The organism is Macrococcus animalis (genome assembly GCF_047425875.1).
In the GTDB taxonomy this organism is placed as follows: domain Bacteria; phylum Bacillota; class Bacilli; order Staphylococcales; family Staphylococcaceae; genus Macrococcoides; species Macrococcoides animalis.
This window is the reverse complement of the sequence record NZ_CP179727.1, coordinates 389,339-404,959: the sequence shown is the minus strand read 5'-3', so window position 1 is coordinate 404,959 and position 15,621 is coordinate 389,339. Positions and strand designations below refer to the sequence as shown.

14 protein-coding genes are annotated in these 15,621 nt (G+C 32.9%); 8 read left to right on the top strand and 6 right to left on the bottom strand.

What is annotated here, in order from left to right; genetic code table 11:
• Nucleotides 1–25: 25 nt before the first annotated feature.
• From mgtE to fabI, 3 genes are all read left to right on the top strand, one after another.
• Nucleotides 26–1,402, top strand: a complete 1,377-nt coding sequence (mgtE, locus tag ACMGE9_RS02025; protein ID WP_414043595.1) for a magnesium transporter — start codon at nt 26–28, stop codon at nt 1,400–1,402.
• A 9-nt stretch (nt 1,403–1,411) separates the two neighbouring features.
• The gene (locus ACMGE9_RS02020; RefSeq protein ID WP_414043594.1) at nt 1,412–3,250 is read left to right on the top strand and encodes a monovalent cation:proton antiporter family protein; all 1,839 of its coding nucleotides are present in this window, start codon (nt 1,412–1,414) and stop codon (nt 3,248–3,250) included.
• A 125-nt stretch (nt 3,251–3,375) separates the two neighbouring features.
• Complete coding sequence (fabI, locus tag ACMGE9_RS02015) at nt 3,376–4,149, top strand: enoyl-ACP reductase FabI (RefSeq protein ID WP_414043593.1); 774 nt, start codon at nt 3,376–3,378, stop codon at nt 4,147–4,149.
• A 68-nt stretch (nt 4,150–4,217) separates the two neighbouring features.
• Here the strand turns inward: fabI and ACMGE9_RS02010 are convergent, their stop codons facing one another.
• Entirely contained in the window at nt 4,218–4,727 is a 510-nt protein-coding gene (locus ACMGE9_RS02010; RefSeq protein WP_414043592.1) for a YjcG family protein, read from the bottom strand.
• A gap of 43 nt (nt 4,728–4,770) precedes the next feature.
• Nucleotides 4,771–5,493 carry an alpha/beta hydrolase gene (locus ACMGE9_RS02005; protein ID WP_414043591.1) on the bottom strand — a complete coding sequence of 241 codons (723 nt, stop codon included), beginning with the start codon at nt 5,491–5,493 and terminating at the stop codon, nt 4,771–4,773.
• Between the two features lie 106 nt (nt 5,494–5,599).
• Here ACMGE9_RS02005 and ACMGE9_RS02000 point away from each other — a divergent pair, with 106 nt between their 5' ends.
• Both ACMGE9_RS02000 and galU read left to right on the top strand, forming a co-directional pair.
• Nucleotides 5,600–6,697 carry an AI-2E family transporter gene (locus tag ACMGE9_RS02000; protein ID WP_414043590.1) on the top strand — a complete coding sequence of 366 codons (1,098 nt, stop codon included), beginning with the start codon at nt 5,600–5,602 and terminating at the stop codon, nt 6,695–6,697.
• A 149-nt stretch (nt 6,698–6,846) separates the two neighbouring features.
• Nucleotides 6,847–7,719 carry a UTP--glucose-1-phosphate uridylyltransferase GalU gene (gene galU / locus ACMGE9_RS01995; RefSeq protein WP_414043589.1) on the top strand — a complete coding sequence of 291 codons (873 nt, stop codon included), beginning with the start codon at nt 6,847–6,849 and terminating at the stop codon, nt 7,717–7,719.
• A 21-nt stretch (nt 7,720–7,740) separates the two neighbouring features.
• On the opposite strand, the gene ltaA is transcribed toward galU, so the two are convergent.
• The 4 genes from ltaA to ACMGE9_RS01975 form a co-directional block, all read right to left on the bottom strand.
• Nucleotides 7,741–8,940, bottom strand: a complete 1,200-nt coding sequence (ltaA, locus tag ACMGE9_RS01990; RefSeq protein ID WP_414043588.1) for a lipoteichoic acid biosynthesis MFS flippase LtaA — start codon at nt 8,938–8,940, stop codon at nt 7,741–7,743.
• Nucleotides 8,918–10,087 carry a diglucosyl diacylglycerol synthase gene (locus ACMGE9_RS01985; RefSeq protein ID WP_414043587.1) on the bottom strand — a complete coding sequence of 390 codons (1,170 nt, stop codon included), beginning with the start codon at nt 10,085–10,087 and terminating at the stop codon, nt 8,918–8,920. Before ACMGE9_RS01985 ends, ltaA begins: the two co-directional genes overlap by 23 nt.
• Nucleotides 10,088–10,217: 130 nt before the next feature.
• Nucleotides 10,218–11,405, bottom strand: coding sequence for an ABC transporter permease (locus ACMGE9_RS01980; RefSeq protein WP_414043586.1), 1,188 nt, complete (start codon nt 11,403–11,405; stop codon nt 10,218–10,220).
• Complete coding sequence (locus ACMGE9_RS01975) at nt 11,402–12,118, bottom strand: ABC transporter ATP-binding protein (protein ID WP_414043585.1); 717 nt, start codon at nt 12,116–12,118, stop codon at nt 11,402–11,404. The genes ACMGE9_RS01980 and ACMGE9_RS01975 overlap by 4 nt, the downstream gene beginning before the upstream one ends.
• A 151-nt stretch (nt 12,119–12,269) precedes the next feature.
• Here ACMGE9_RS01975 and ACMGE9_RS01970 point away from each other — a divergent pair, with 151 nt between their 5' ends.
• From ACMGE9_RS01970 to ACMGE9_RS01960, 3 genes are read left to right on the top strand one after another with little or no spacing between them, the layout of a single operon-like run.
• Nucleotides 12,270–13,745 carry a UDP-N-acetylmuramoyl-L-alanyl-D-glutamate--L-lysine ligase gene (locus ACMGE9_RS01970; RefSeq protein WP_414043584.1) on the top strand — a complete coding sequence of 492 codons (1,476 nt, stop codon included), beginning with the start codon at nt 12,270–12,272 and terminating at the stop codon, nt 13,743–13,745.
• A 1-nt stretch (nt 13,746) separates the two neighbouring features.
• Entirely contained in the window at nt 13,747–13,986 is a 240-nt protein-coding gene (locus ACMGE9_RS01965) for a YueH family protein (protein WP_414043583.1), read from the top strand.
• 10 nt (nt 13,987–13,996) lie between these two features.
• Nucleotides 13,997–15,559, top strand: coding sequence for a peptide chain release factor 3 (locus tag ACMGE9_RS01960; protein WP_414043582.1), 1,563 nt, complete (start codon nt 13,997–13,999; stop codon nt 15,557–15,559).
• The last annotated feature ends 62 nt before the right edge of the window (nt 15,560–15,621 follow it).

Here is a 15,621-nt window from a genome sequence, read left to right as displayed (position 1 = left end):
TTAATTGTATTTTGGAGGTGAAATTATGGCAGAAGAAGAAGTTGTATTAGAAGAAGAGATGTATAACAAAGAAGTATTAGATGACTTGTTATTACAAGGTGAAATAGATCGATTTAGAGAAGAATTTCTTGAGCTCCATACTTATGATCAAGGTGAATATTTCTCCGAATCTAGTGACGAAGTAAGGGATAAGATTTATCATTTCTTATCACCGAAAGAAGTCGCTGAATTTTTAGAATCGACTGAAATGGAAGAGGACGAATACGATCACATATTTGAAGAAATGGATGCACGCTATGCGAGCAGTATGTTTGCAGAAATGTCCTTGGATAATGCAGTTGATATATTAAAAATGTTGCCGAAAACAAAAATAGCTGGCCTACTTTTGTTAATGGATAAAGATACGGCAAGTGAAATAAAAGCGTTAATTCATTATGAAGAGGATACTGCTGGTGGATTAATGACAACTGAATTTATTTCAGTATCATCATTAAGTACTGTACGAGAAGCAATGATTCAGTTGAAAGAACAAGCACCACACGCGGAGACTATTTACTATATCTTTGTATTAAACGAGAAAAAACAACTTGTTGGCGTAATTTCACTGAGAGATTTAATTGTTGCGGAAAACGATGAATACATTGAAGACGTCATGAACGAACGTGTGATTAGTGTAAATGTTGCAGATGACCAAGAAGATGTCGCAAATGTAATGAAAGACTATGATTTCTTAGCAATTCCAGTTGTCGATTACCAAAATCATTTACTTGGAATTATCACTATTGATGATATCTTAGATGTTATCGATGAAGAGGCAAGTGAAGACTACTCAAAACTTGCAGGGGTAAGTGATATTGACTCAACAGATGATTCAATGTTTGCAACAGCACGTAAACGTCTGCCATGGCTTATGGCGCTGACTGTGATGGGAATGATAACTGCTTCAATACTAGGACAGTTTGAAAATACATTAAGTAAAGTGGCGCTTCTTGCAGCATTTATTCCTTTGATAGGGGGTATGGCCGGTAACTCGGGTACTCAAAGTTTAGCTGTTGTAGTACGTGGTATTTCGACCGGTGAAATTGGTGAACAAAGCAAATTTAAATTAGCTCTGCGCGAAGCGGGTTCAGGTTTCATTACAGGACTGAGTTGTTCGATTATGCTATTTATTATTATTTGTGTTATATATAAAACACCAGTTCTTGGTTTAATTGTGTGCTTTAGTTTAACAATTGCAATGACTGTCGCTACACTTGCTGGTGCGATGGTACCATTGATCATGCACCGTTTAAATATTGACCCAGCGGTTGCTAGTGGACCATTTATATCTACAACAAATGATATTATTAGTATGTTGATTTATTTTGGATTAGCTACTACATTTATGAGTTATTTAACTTAGGAGGTCAAGATGGGAAATCATGCAGAATTATTATCTTTAGTAATCGTTGTCGTGTGTGCATTCTTAACACCAATCATTATTAATAGATTACGTATTAATTTTTTACCAGTCGTGGTTGCTGAAATAATAATGGGTATTATCGTTGGTAAGTCATTATTCAATTGGGTAGACCGTACTGATATGTTAAATATGTTATCGACCTTAGGGTTTATCTTTTTAATGTTTTTAAGTGGATTAGAAATTGACTTTAAAGCATTCAAATCTTCACCGAACCAAAAGAAAGACAAACATAGAGAACCAAACCCATTGATAATTGCTGTTATTATTTTTGCAGGTATACTATTATTATCTATACTTGCAGCATATATTTTCAAATGGTCAGGTATTATTGACGATGTATTGCTAATGGTGATTGTTATCTCAACCATTTCTCTAGGGGTTGTTGTACCAACTTTAAAAGAAATGAATATTATGCAAACAACAATTGGACAAATCATTTTATTAGTAGCTGTAATTGCTGATTTAGCGACTATTTTATTATTAACGTTATACGGTACATTATATGCACAAGGAGATTCGCCAATTTGGTTAATCGGTATTTTGATTGTATTTACAGCACTATTCTATGTTACAGGGAAGAACTTTAAGAAAGCGCCATTTTTAGAAAAGCTAATGGCTGGTACAACTCAAATTGGTATACGTGCAGTGTTCGCACTAATCATATTACTTGTGGCACTTGCAGAAGGCGTTGGTGCTGAAAATATTCTAGGTGCATTTTTAGCTGGGTGTGTTGTGAGTCTTCTTGGTCCAGACAAAGATATGGTCAATAAATTAGATTCATTCGGCTACGGTTTCTTCATCCCAATGTTCTTTATAATGGTTGGTGTAGACTTAGATATACCATCGTTATTTAAAAATCCATCAGGTTTAATCTTAATTCCATTTTTATTAATTGCGTTTTATTTAACGAAAATTATCCCAATATGGGTACTTAAGAAATGGTATGATACGAAAACGGTTGTAGCTTCATCATTTTTATTAACTTCAACATTATCACTTGTAATCGCCTCAGCAAAAATTGCTGAGAGATTAGGAACTATAGATGCTACAACAAGTGGAACTTTAATTTTAGCAGCAGTTATTACATGTGTTATAGTCCCTATCCTATTTAAAAGAATATTTCCTGTTGCCCATACTGAAGAGAAAATGATTAAAGTGGCATTCATTGGGAAAAATCAGTTATCAATCCCAGTTGCACAAAGTTTCAAATCGGATTTATACTTACCAACTTTATTCTATTTAAAAAATAATGTGGATAAACGAACGATTCAAGATTTGAATACTATACAACTTAACGCATATGAGTATGAAGAATTGTTACAACGTGGATTATTTGATTTTGATATTGTAGTATGTTCAGCAAATGACGAATCAATTAACCGTAAAGTCGCGGTAATGGCAAAACAAGAAGGTGTTTCGCGTGTGATTTGTCGCGTTGAAACTTTACAAGAAGATGAACGTTTAACAGAAGAAGGTATTGAAGTATTTAGTGAATTCCAAAGTACGAAAACATTATTAAAAGGTTTAATTGAATCACCAAATATGTTAAATCTATTGTCTAACGTTGAAACAGCACTTTACGAAATTGAAATGTTAAATACTAGATATCACGAGATGCAGTTGCGAGAATTTCCGTTTTCAGGTGACATTATCTTCGTTCGTATATTACGTGGTAATGACTCTATTGTACCTCACGGTGATACCGAACTTCACTTTAAAGACCGTTTAATTGTTACGGGTGAAAGAAAGTATGTCGATGAAATTAAACGTGAATTAGAGTTGTTTTAACTATTTAGCAAGGGACAATAAATCAATGTCCCTTGCTATTTTTCTTTTTTAACCAAACATTTTGTGATATAGTTGAAATTAATTAGTAGTAGATACTAGAACTAACATATAAAAGGAGAGTTTTGATGTTAAATTTTACGGATAATGTTTATGTAATTATGGGAATTGCCAATAAAAGAAGTATCGCGTATGGTGTAGCTCAAGTACTTGATGAAGCAGGATGTAAATTAGTGTTTACGTATCGAAAAGAAAGAAGTATGAAAGAATTAGAAAAGTTATTACCGAATTTAAAAAATAACAAAAATGCAGATATGATTCAGTGTGATGTTCAAAGTGATGAAGACGTAATTAATGCTTTTGCTTCAATTAAAGAAAAGTATGGGAAAATTGATGGGGTATTTCATTCTATTGCTTTTGCGAATATGGAAGATTTACGTGGTCGCTTTATTGATACAAGTCGTGAAGGATTCTTATTAGCCCAAGATATTAGTTCATATTCATTAACAATTGTAGCTCGTGAAGCTTCTAAGATAATGGATGGTAACGGATCAATCGTTACAACAACTTATATCGGTGGTGAATTTGCCGTACCGAACTATAACGTTATGGGAGTTGCAAAAGCATCACTTGAAGCGAATGTGAAATATTTAGCATCCGACTTAGGACAAGACGGGATTCGTGTCAATGCAATTTCTGCGGGGCCAATACGTACATTAAGTGCTAAAGGAGTAGGTAACTTTAATACTATTTTAAAAGAAATTGAAACGCATGCACCACTGCGCCGAAATGTTGATATTATTGAAGTGGGCAAGACGGCTTTATACCTGCTATCTGATTTATCTAGTGGTGTCACAGGAGAGAACATTCACGTAGATGGCGGATATCATATTGTAGGGTAAATAAAATAATAACTTTATATTAAAAAGGTTGCGATAAGTTTGAATCATCGCAACCTTCTTTTTAATTTTTATTCACCTAATTTAAATGTTTCTTTTACATTCCAAGTTTCATTGTCTAATTGATAGCAAAGGCTTAATGTATCAATTATTTCAGTATGTTTTACATCTGTCATAGATAATTGCCCTTTTAAATCTTCAAATTCCTGAGATGTAAATCCTTGTCCAATCGTAAAGTGTGGTACGAATGGATATTCATTTTTACCATAGAAAGTTCCATCATTTAATAATTCATAAAGTTTTACTAAGTTATCATTTGGCGTCACTTTAAGATAAATGACATTTTGAGTCGGTGCAAAATCAGACGCTTTTTCAACATTGATTTCGATAGGCTGAATTGATGTTGCAATGTCTTTTAATTTTTCTGTTACTACATCAATGTCGCTTTCTTCGACCTCAAATGCTTCCTTAATTGTGATGTGAGGAGTAATTAATGCGTAATGTGAATCATATCTTTTTCGATATTTGTTGATTTCATCTTGATAAGATTTTGATGGGTAAAGTACGATGCCTAATTTCATAATGTTGCCCCCTTTATTCTGATAATTCAATTATATCAGAATTTTAGTTTAAGTAATAATTTAAACTTTTTTCAATTTGAGGTTTCCAAGTTTTCCAATTATGGCCACCATTAATTTCTTCATAATAATGGCGAATGCTTTTTGCTGTTAATACGTGATGGAATTCACGTATTGGGTTTAAGAAATCGGCAAAACCACCAGTCAACAGTTCAAAGTTATCCTCTTTATTACCAACAACTACATAGTAATCGAGAGCCTCTTTTACTTCTTTATCTAAATAATTGATTTGTTTAATAATATTATTTGTAACCATTGGCGAGAAGAGGACAGCTTTTGATGATAGATCGGGTTGTTCTAAAGTTAGTGTGAGTGAAATACTCGCCGCTAAACTATCACCAATAAGGATGGTTCGCTCTTTTGTATGAGTGATGTGAAATGCACTTTCTAAATATGGTAATAATTCTTTAACAATAAATGATTGATATTTTTTTCGATCCACGCCTTCCGGGTGATACTCATTACTTCTTTGAGTGACATTCGTGTAATGGATAAAAACGAAGACTGCAGGATCAATGGCATCCTCGACAAGCCTTTCATATTTACGATGAATCTGACCGATTTGACTCACATCTTGTCCATCAAAACAAAGAAATAATGTATGCTCAACAAAAGGTGAAAATTCATTCGGAAAATAAATACCAATTTTTACTATGCGTGCTAAATAACTGCTGTCAATCGTAAACGGAGTAATTAATCCATTACTCATAATAATCACCTCTATGTAAATATTTTATTGATTTAATTTATCTTTAAGATAATAATATCATTAATTTTTGGGTATAATAATTCTATATTAAAATTAGGAGGACAATATGACTAAAAAAGTGTGGTTTCGCTTCGGCATTGGATTATTATTAACGTTTTTAATTATTAAGTATTTTTTAGAAATTAATCATATTTTCTATCCTGTCATTGTTATCGTTAAATCGATTATCATACCATTACTATTGGGCGGTTTTTTGTATTATGTTACCGTGCCTTTACAAGACAAATTGGAGCAACGTTTTAATTTGCAACGTTGGCAAAGCTTGACTACAATTATGCTTACGCTTGTCATACTAACTGGGCTGTTCTTATCATTTATAGGTCCGATTATTATGAAACAGGGGAATAACTTTGTAGATAATTTTCCAACGATACAAAAAGAATTTCAATCATATGTCAATTTAGCTTTAGATCAACGCGAGAAGTTACCTGATAACGTGAAAGATGGTATCACTAACGCAACAAAAAAGATAAATGAGTATACAGGAAAAATTGTATCAAATGCATTTTCTTTTATTACTCAATTTATATCTACTTTATTTTTAATCATTTTAGTTCCTTTTTTCTTAATTTACATGTTAAAAGATCATGATCGTTTTATACCTTTTATATCCTCACCATTTTCTGGACGTCGCAAATTATTTGTAGTCAATTTATTTAAAGATATAGACAAAACTTTAAAGTCTTATATACAAGGTCAAGTAACGGTAAGTATTATTTTAGGTATTTTATTATTGATTGGTTATTTAATCATTGGACTTGAGTATCCTTTGATATTAGCAATGTGGGGAATGTTAACTAATTTAATACCCTTTTTAGGACCTTATTTAGCAGTGGTTCCAGCATTAATCATAGCATTAATACAAAAACCTATTATGGCTTTATATGTAGTCATTATTATGTTTATAGCACAACAATTAGAAGGTAATATTATTACGCCAAATATTATGGGAAAATCATTAAATATGCATCCGTTAACAATTATCACTGTGATTTTAGCAGCAGGTAATTTAGGTGGTTTTATGGCAATATTGGTTGCAGTGCCAGTATATGCTGTCATAAAGACTATCATTCGCAATGTTTATTTGCATCGTCAGGATATTACACATGAAGCAGTAAAGACAGTAAATGAACATTCAAAATAAAATATTAATTTTTTGAAGGATATCTATTTTTTTAGATTATCCTTTTTTTACATGTTCTTAATACTAATTTGTATATGAAGTGTGATAAACTTAAATAGTATGAATTTACATAATTTAAATATTAATTTGAGTAAAAGGTGGTTATCCAAATGTCGAAGGTTAAGAAAGCTGTCATTCCAGCTGCAGGAATTGGATCTAGATTTTTACCAGCAACAAAAGCTATGCCGAAAGAAATCTTACCAATTCTTGATAAACCAACAATTCAATATATTGTTGAAGAAGCGGTTGCAGCAGGTATAGAAGATATAATAATCGTTACTGGGAAACATAAGCGTGCAATTGAAGATCATTTTGATGCTCAAATGGAATTAGAACATAATTTAGAGGCTAAGGGTAAGTTTGAATTACTAGAAAAAGTACAGCATTCAACAAACTTAGCTAATATCTTCTACGTAAGACAAAAGTCCCCGCAAGGTTTAGGTCATGCAATATGGACTGCAAAACAATTCATTGGTGATGAGCCTTTTGCAGTATTATTAGGGGATGATATTGTTGATGGTGAAGTACCAGCAATTAAACAATTGATGGACGTATATGATGAGAAACAGAAATCGGTTATTGGTGCGAAGACGGTAACATATGAAGATACTGAACGATACGGAATGATTGAATCGAAATCTCAAAATGATCGTTTATATGAAATCGAAACGTTAATTGAAAAGCCGAAATTAGGAACAACGGAATCGCGTTTAGCAATAATGGGACGCTATGTCTTAACACCAGACATCTTTACTTATCTAGAAGAGCAAAATATTGGTGCAGGTGGCGAAATCCAATTAACGGACGCGATTGCACGCGTTAATGAAGATGACGAAGTATACGCATATGACTTTGAAGGTGACCGATATGACGTTGGAGATAAAATCGGTTTCGTAAAAACAACGATGGAATATGCAATGCGATCAGATATGAAAGATCAATTGATTCCATTCTTAGAAGACTTAGTAGAAAAGTATAAATAATAAAAACAAGAGAGCCCGGTCCTAAAGACTGGCTCTCTTGTTTTGGTTATGAACACGTAAAAAGTAGAATCCATAGAATAATGTTAAAAAGATAAATAAGCTTGCAGATAAAAAGAGTGTAAAATTTGTATTATGGAAAAGTTCAGTGATGACACCACCAATTAATGGTCCAAGCATCGTACCGATGCCTTGAAGTGAATTAAATACGCCCCAAGACTCCTCTTTAAGTTTAGGTTCTACTTGACTTGCCATAAATGCGTTCCATCCAGGGAGTAATAAACCATAAAAGATACCTATAAATAATGCAGCACCGAGAACTAAATAGTAATTCGTAATTTGAGTCATGAAAAATATAGAGACACCATATACTAAGAATCCTGATAATATCACGATATATGAATATATTTTCGAAACTTCATCCATGAATTTTGAAATAAATAACATTGAAATTGTACAACCTACGCCACCAGCAATTAAAATATACGTATATTCTAATGTTGTAACATTTAAATTATCAATTGCATATGTTGGCAAGATGGGAACGAGCATTCCAATAGCTAATCCTTGCATTAATATGCCAGGGAATAACACGAGATGACGCATCATCACGTGTTTGATGTGCAGCATTTGTGTCTTTAATGATTTCTTCTCAATAAATGATACTTCAACATGAACAAACATGTACAGTAACCAAGCAATGAGTACAAATACTGGCATTATGAATGTGAACCGTGTTGGATGAATTTTAAAGATTAAGTTCATTGCAATCATTCCAGCCATCATCCCTACGAGCCAAGCAAAATAGACGTAGCCCATTTGCTTAGAACGCTTGCCATCATCAATAGAACTCAGCATAATGACCCAAATCGGACTCACAGCAATTCCCGTTAATATTGCGGCTATAATAAGTGATAAAGGATTTTGGAAGAACACCACAATCGATAATCCAACAACAGCTAGCAAAAAACCTAAATTTAATACTTTCTTCGTACCAAATCGTTTCAACATAAATCCAATCCCGAAATTGGTTAAAGCATCACTAATAAAGTGTAATGTGATTGCAAATGAAACTACACCTACAGTAACCTTGGATGCTGTAGTGGGTAGCACGGGTAAATAACTCAAAATATACATTCCACGAGCGAATTCCATTAAAAACAAGATCGAAATCATTAACCAAAAATCTTTGCCAGTAAACTTATTTCGCGATAAGTCGCGCATATAATCTCGCTTTCGATTGAATTTGATTATGGGTTATTGATTCGTTTAATATTTCGATAATTGAGTTACAAATGTTTTGTGAAGAATTTGGAATGTAATCATTTTTCATATTTTGAGTTAAGCGGTTTAATTCTTTTTCGTGATTTAATAAATCAAGTGAGACATGAATTGTTTCAGCATAAGAATGGGTGATACGTGAATACCCTTTATTGCTGAAATACACAGCATTTTCACCTTCCTGTCCTGGCGTAGGATTGAAAAATACTAAAGGAATATGTTTGCACAGACTTTCAGTAATTGTAATACCACCAGGTTTAGTTAACATTAAGTCACAACTTGACATCCATTGTGCCATGTTTTGCGTGTAGCCCATCACTAAAACATTGTTACTTTTAAATTGGTTTTGTAAGTTAGTAACGAGTGATTGGTTTTTACCGCATACGACAACAAACTGATGATCACTTTTTGTAACAAGAGAAGATAACATTTCATTAAAACCTTCCATGACACCAAAAGCCCCAGCAACCATAAGTAATGTTTTTTTATTTGGATTTAAACCATGTTCAATTAACCATGTATTGCGGTCAATAGGTTCAGAAAATTTTTCATGAATCGGTATGCCTGTGATATTAATATTCTCTTCTGGCACACCATATGTTATTAATTCGTTTTTGAGGCTATCTGTTGCAACGTAGTACATTTCTGAATCTGGTGTGAGCCAGTTTTTATGCATTCTATAATCTGTGATTACTGTACAAACAGGTGTATGAATATTAAAATCTCTTTTTAATATAGATACGACTGGAGTAGGGAATGTTAGTAATATCAAATCTGGCTTTTCCTTAATAATTAAATTAACGAGTTTATTCAATCCATAATATTTATAAAAACATGCATCTGTTTTATCTTGTCTTGCATAATAGAAGTATTTATATGACTTTCTGAAATATTTATAACTATTTATATAATATTTTTTAGCGATACTATTGATTATGGGGTGTGCTTCTTGAAATAAATCATGCTCAATTACAGTCACGTTCGGTAAGTGCATTTTATTAAATTGATTAACTAGTGCGTTTGTTACTGAAATATGACCATTGCCGAAAGATCCCGTCAAAATCAATATTTTTTTATTTTTAATCAGCATAAGTACACTCCGATTCATTTGATTTATTGTAATTCTATATTATTATCACATCTTTGTGTAAGGATATCATAATAATTACAAAAAAATTACAATACCTTTGTGAAAACTTTACAAAACATTGAAACTTTACTTAAATGTCGCGATATCGTTTCAGTAATATAGTATTCGCAACCAGTAATAGTAAGAATATTGCTATCAATATTATGATATTAGGTAATATTTCTATTGACTGACCTTTTATCATAATACGAGATAAATTTTCAGCACCATATCTAAGCGGCATTAAAAAACTCAGCCATTGCAACGGTTTATGCATATTCTCTAATGGTATGATACCACTAAATAAGATTTGAGGTACAATAATTAGTGGAATAAATTGTATCATTTGGAATTCTGATTTGGCGAAAGTTGAAATGAATAAGCCTAAACCAAGTGCGACAAATGCTAATACAATATTACTTATTATAAACAAAAGTAAACTACCTTCAACATGTATTTTTAATATATATACCGCATACAGTACTAGCATAACAGTTTGAATACTTGCAAACAGTGAGAAACCTAACATGTAACCAAAAACAATTTCAAAGCGCTTTATTGGTGTAGATAATAACTTATACAGTGTACCTGTCGTACGTTCTTTAAGTAAAGTGATACCTGAGATTAAAAATGTAAAGAAGAAAACAAAGAAAGCAATGAGTACTGGATTAATCATGTCAAAGTAATCACTATCTTTATCACCATAGATATAGTGCGTTTTAAAAGGTGATACATCACTTTTAGAATGATTACCTGTTTTATGTTTAGTTTCAGGCATATCAATACCAACACGCTCTAGAAGAGGTCCTAGTTTTTCAAGTTGTTTTTTCATTTTCTCGAGTTGTCCATTCATTTCATTAAACTTTTTTTGCATTTCCTCAATAACTACTTGTGATTTTGAAAATTTAGTTTTGATTTTGTAACTTTGAATAGCTGTCTTTATTTTCATGGTTTTACTCGGATCTAAATTTTCATAATAGACTTCTATTTTTTCATTATTTGATATGAGTAATGCATCTAAATTTTTATCCTCAATCGTTTGTTTAATATCTACTTTTGAGCTGATTTTGCTCATCGTAATGTTATTCTCTTCAAATTGTTTAATTAAGGTATTAGGAATATGATATATTCCGACCTGTACTTTACCGTCATCAACAGTTTGAAAAATGTAATGTAGAAGGGTAAGAATAAGGATAGGAGCAATAAAAAGTAACATCATAGTGCGTTTATCACGTATAATTTGTAAAATAATGCGTCGTGCTACAGTGAATATATTCAATTCATTTCACCTACTTTAATAAATATATCTTCTACACTGTCAACTTGGTAATACGACTTTAATCGATCTGGTGCACCGAATCCAATCATTTCATTATTATTAAGTAACAACAATTTATCACACGCTTCGGCTTCATCCATAATGTGGGTTGTGATAATAATTGTTGTTCCATTACGATTTAAGTCATAAAATGATTGCCATATTTTTCGTTTTAATATCGGATCAATTCCAACTGTAGGTTCATCCAATATGATGAGTTCTGGATTATGTAATAAACTGATTGCAAGTGAAAGACGACGTTTCATACCACCGGAATAGTTTGCGACACGTTTTTTTAAGTGAGGTGTAAGCTCTGTAATATTAGCAACATGTGTTATAGCTTCAGTTAAAGATGTTTTTTTGATTTGATAAATATGGCCGAAAAACTTTAAATGTTCCAAACCAGTCATATCTTCATAAAGTGCATCTGATTGAGCCATATATCCAATGTTTTGAAGGGCTTCTAAGTTAGGCATGAAATAATCATTGATTGTCACTGTACCTTGATCTGATTTAAGAATCCCGAGCATACATTGTATTAAAGTTGTTTTTCCGGAACCAGATGCTCCGATAATTCCAATAATTTCTCCTTTTTCAACAGAAAAACTAATATCGTTTAATATTTTATGTTGATTAAATGATTTCGAAATTTGACTTACTACAATTTTAGACATAGAAACCTCCATGTGCCTCTGTTTAATTCATTAATATTATTAATTGTATCTTATTATACGCTTATTTATTTTGAATGAACATGAATAACTTGTATAGGCGAATGTTTTAAAAAGGTGTATAATTAAGAATTGAATTAAAGGAGGGCACTTTATGGATACAATGCAGTTACTCAAAGTGATTAAAGCAAAGAAACTTTACGGTAAATTTCCTGATAAAATAGATAATATCGTTGTCGACTCGAGACAAGCAAATACTAACTCAGTGTTTGTTGCAAGCCAAGGTTATACTGTGGATAGTCATCAATTTATCCCGAACGTTATTGCACAAGGTTGCAAGATGGTAGTTGTAGATCATCATTTGAATGATGTACCTAATGATGTAGGTCAAGTCGTTGTTAAAGATACTATTAAAGCAGCAAATATTATGGCGCAGTTCATTTTGGACTTTCCAAGTCAGAAACTTACAACTTACGGAGTTACAGGGACGAACGGTAAGACAAGTGTCGCAACAATGATACATCATATTAACCGTGCATTACATATTAATTCAGCATATTTAGGAACAAATGGTTTCCAATTCAATGAGGATGTTGCAAAAGGATCAAATTCTACACCTGAAACGATTACTTTAAACAATCATATTCAAGATGCTCTGTCAAAAGGTGCGAAAGTTATGTCTATGGAAATGAGTAGTCATGGTTTAGCACTTGGTCGTACAAATGGTGTTGACATTGATGCTGCAATTTTTACGAACTTAACACAAGACCATCTAGACTTTCATCATACGATGGAACGTTATGGATTTCACAAATCTTTATTATTCGCACAACTTGGCAATGATTATTCAAAACCGAAATTTGCAATAATTAATGGGGATGATGATTATTTATCAGAACTTATTATCTCAACACCACGTGAAGTGATTACATTCGGGATAGATAATGATGTAGATTTCAAAGCAGTGAATATCGAAGAGACAATACACGGTATTCAATTTGATATGGTGACGCCAGACGGCAAAGTTCATATTAAGTGCCCTTATATTGGTCGTTTTAATGTATATAATATGCTTGCAGCGCTCTGTGCAATGTGGACGCAAGGCCATTCAATTGTTGATTTGGCACAAGCAACAGAACATTTAAATCCAGTCGAAGGTCGATTAGAAGTATTAGATCGTAACTTACCTATTGATCTTATTATCGATTATGCCCATACACCCGATGGGATGAACAAATTGATTGATGCAGTACAACCTTTTAAACGTGGCAAAATGATATTCTTAGTCGGAATGGCAGGAGAACGTGATTTAACAAAGACACCAGAGATGGGTGCGATTGCATGTCGTGCAGATTATGTTATCTTTACACCGGATAATCCTGCAAATGATGATCCTAAAAAATTAACAGATGCATTAGAATCAGGTGCGACACATACAAACTATAAATCATTCTTAGATCGTGCTGAAGGGATTCGCCATGCTATAGATGTAAGTGAACCGGGAGATATGGTAGTCCTTGCATCAAAAGGACGTGAACCTTATCAAATTATGCCTGGTTATGTAAAAGTGCCACATCGGGATGATTTAATCGGATTAGAAGCGGCCTATGAAAAATACGGGAGAGATTAAAATGAAAATCAGAACAAATAATGGAGAGACATTACAATGTAAAGTATATATTCATGAAAACAAAAAAGAAGAAACGATTTTAGTGAGTGTCCCAGATATCTTTTTCTCAATACAATTTGATTACGATATTTATGGTGATGCATTAGTCGAACATTTATACCATCATTTATTTAATATCTTAGACGAAAAAGAAGCTAACCAGTTAGCATTATCAATCGCACAATGGACGAGCGAATTATAAGGAGTACAATATGACATTAAAACAAGAAGTAGAAATTAGAAAGACGTTTGCCATCATCTCTCACCCAGATGCAGGTAAAACAACATTGACAGAGAAATTATTATTATTCGGTGGAGCTATTCGTGAAGCGGGTACTGTAAAGGGAAAAAAGACCGGGAAGTTTGCGACGAGTGATTGGATGGATGTTGAAAAAGAACGTGGCATCTCAGTAACAAGTTCAGTGATGCAGTTTGATTATGATAATTTTAAAATTAACATTCTAGACACACCAGGGCACGAAGATTTTTCTGAGGATACTTACCGTACTTTAATGGCCGTAGATAGTGCAGTTATGGTTATCGATGTTGCTAAAGGAATTGAGCCACAAACATTAAAGTTATTCAAAGTATGTAAAATGCGTGGTATCCCAATTTTCACATTTATCAATAAATTAGATCGTGTAGGAAAAGAACCATTTGAATTACTAGAGGAAATCGAGAAAACGTTAGAAATCGAAACATATCCAATGAACTGGCCAATTGGTATGGGTCAATCATTCTTCGGCATTATTGATCGAAAAGAGAAAACGATTGAACCTTTCCGAGATGAAGAGAATGTCTTACATTTAAATGAAGACTTTGAACTTGTTGAAGACCATGCAATCATTCACGATTCAGCATTTGAACAAGCAATTGAAGAGTTGATGTTAGTGGATGGTGCTGGTGAATCTTTTGATAATGAAAAGTTATTATCAGGAGATTTAACGCCTGTATTTTTTGGATCTGCATTAGCTAACTTTGGTGTACAGAATTTCCTGAACGCTTATGTCGATCATGCACCGATGCCAAGTGGTCGTAAAACAGAAGAAGGAGAAGAAGTTTCTCCTTTTTCAGAAGATTTCTCAGGCTTTATATTTAAAATTCAAGCCAACATGAATCCATTACATCGTGATAGGATTGCATTTATGCGTGTCGTAAGTGGCGCGTTTGAACGTGGTATGGACGTGAAATTAACAAGAACAGATAAAAAAATGAAAATATCGCGTTCGACTTCATTCATGGCCGATGACACAAAGACTGTCAATCATGCGGTAAGCGGAGATATAATCGGACTATATGACTCTGGTAACTTTCAAATCGGGGATACATTGGTCGGAGGTAATCAAAAATTTAAATTTGAAAAGTTACCACAGTTTACACCTGAAATATTTATGAAAGTCAGTCCTAAAAACGTATTAAAACAAAAGCATTTCCATAAAGGAATAGAGCAACTTGTACAAGAGGGTGCAATTCAGTTGTATAGAACTTTACACACAAATCAAATTATTCTAGGAGCAGTTGGGCAATTGCAATTTGAAGTATTTGAACACCGCATGAACAACGAGTATAACGTAGATGTTGTAATGGAACAGGTAGGACGTAAAATTGCGCGATGGATAGAAAACGAAGAAGAAATTAAGGATAATATGAACTCAAGCCGTTCAATATTAGTTGAAGACCGTTTTGGGAATAAAGTATTTTTATTTGAAAATGAATTTGCTACCCGATGGTTCTTAGACAAGTTCCCTGAAATTAAACTTTACAGTTTACTATAAGCAAAATCAGATAAGGATTATGCAAATGTGTAGTATAATACTTAACGTCATCAAATCAATAT